This window comes from Gilliamella sp. B3892 (genome assembly GCF_026536305.1).
Lineage (GTDB): Bacteria > Pseudomonadota > Gammaproteobacteria > Enterobacterales > Orbaceae > Gilliamella.
On record NZ_JAFNOK010000034.1, the window covers coordinates 1 to 1,096 of the forward strand.

The 1,096-nt window shown below is 38.0% G+C and carries 1 protein-coding gene and 1 pseudogene; both read left to right on the top strand.

The window, feature by feature from the left end; all coding sequences use genetic code 11:
• Positions 1–347: 347 nt before the first annotated feature.
• Complete coding sequence (locus J3U74_RS12360; RefSeq protein WP_267377555.1) at positions 348–962, top strand: DUF1071 domain-containing protein; 615 nt, start codon at positions 348–350, stop codon at positions 960–962.
• A pseudogene (locus tag J3U74_RS12595) lies at positions 943–1,096 on the top strand (exonuclease); the annotation flags it as partial. The gene J3U74_RS12360 and the pseudogene J3U74_RS12595, both read left to right, overlap by 20 nt.

Sequence of the window (1,096 nt, forward strand, 5' to 3'; positions counted from 1 at the left end):
GATAAAGAAATCTATGATCAATTTATAGTTGATATCTGCTACTCACAAGCAAAAGCTGAATACATGAAAAGATAATGACAGCTCGAAAAGACGGCACATTGCTACATCCTATTTGCTCTCTAGTGAGGGCTTTTTTACAGAATTGAGTAATGAAAAAATGAACACAATACCAACAGATCATGTCGGCTGTAACGTACATGACACAGACCGATTTGACAAAGATTACGAATTAACTAAGGGCGAAAAAAAATTTGCCCTTTTTTGTACCCTAATTTTAGCATTCGGTGGGTTATTTATGATGATTCATTGGATGCTCCAAATAGCAACTAATTAGAGAGAATATGCAAATGGCAGAATCATTTGAAAAAAAAATCTGGGACACTCTATCTCCCATCAATGTTAACGACAAACTAGAGAAAAAAAATGGTCTGACATATTTGTCGTGGGCTTGGGCTTGGGGTGTATTAATGAAACATTATCCACAATCTACGTACGCAATTAACCCCCCGACTACAGAGTTGGATGGCTCTATGACAGTAAGCGTCACTTTGACAATAAAAGAAGACAAGAACGAAGCAACTCGATTTATGTGGCTACCTGTTATGGACTTCAAAAACCACGCCATTAAAAATCCAAACTCAGTAGATATAAATAAGGCGACAATGCGATGCCTAACTAAAGCTATTTCTATGTTTGGGTTGGGTTTTTATATTTACGCTGGTGAAGATTTACCAGAAGAAGAAAAACTGGCGCAAAAAATTAATGAGGATGAGTTGAACAAAAAACGGGAATCCTTAATAAAAGCGGTTGAACAATCCGCACAAAAAGGAGTTGATGCCATGGGTGAGTTTTGGAAATCATTATTAATTGAAGATCAAAAACTTATCGGAGCAGACGAAAAACGTCGCATCTATGACAGCATAGCAAAAATGGCAGACGCAAATGGAACAGCGAACGAATGAATGGTTTAACGCACGTCTAGGCAAAGTCACTGCTAGTCGGATTAGTGACGTGATGGCCAAACCTAAAAAAAGCGGGCATTCCGCATCTCGTCAAAATTACATGGCTCAACTGATTTGTGAGCGATTAACTGAAA